The 571-nt window shown below is 50.3% G+C and carries 1 protein-coding gene; it reads left to right on the top strand.

Annotation, left to right across the window (positions count from 1 at the left end; all coding sequences use genetic code 11):
• Positions 1 to 49: 49 nt before the first annotated feature.
• Positions 50 to 571, top strand: a 522-nt coding sequence (locus tag JIN85_RS22605) for a PEP-CTERM sorting domain-containing protein (protein WP_200274495.1), incomplete at its 3' end; no start/stop codon positions are given.

Below are 571 nucleotides of genomic sequence, written 5' to 3'. Positions count from 1 at the left end.
GATCCTGCTCAGTATTCTCAGTTCGATCTGCCTCTTAACTGGCAGCACGATGGCAGCCACAATTGTCGACAACACCAATGCCACGGATACCTCTGGCGGCACCTTCGACTATGGTCAGTCATTTTTTGTTCCCTCTGGCTCAGCCTGGAACAACATTATCGTGAATTTCTGGGAAACGGCAGGCACCCCATCTACCGATTCGTTCGCGGTAGGAACCCTCTACCTTTTGGACTCGGAATACTTGGGCAACCAGGCTGATCTCAGCGCCTCGACTCCTGGTTTCATCGCCCAAACATCGGCCACAGGCGGTGGGGTTTGGGAATTCTCATCGAGCATTACCATTTCTCCAAATACTCAGTATTGGATCTACACGCAGGGTATCGAGATTACCCCGGTCGCATTCAACAGTGAAAATAACTATGCTGATGGGATCGCTTATCAGGATATTGGATTTGGATATACAGCCGTCACTTCAGCAGATCTGGCGTTTACGGTAAGCGGAACAGCTGTAGTTGTTCCTGAACCAAGTTCAGCACTGCTTCTTGGAATCGGAGCACTCTGCTTCACGAAG

The organism is Luteolibacter pohnpeiensis (assembly GCF_016595435.1).
GTDB classification, from domain to species: Bacteria; Verrucomicrobiota; Verrucomicrobiia; order Verrucomicrobiales; family Akkermansiaceae; genus Luteolibacter; species Luteolibacter pohnpeiensis.
The sequence above is the reverse complement of the archived record's forward strand: the minus strand, read 5'-3'. Positions and strand labels throughout refer to the sequence as shown.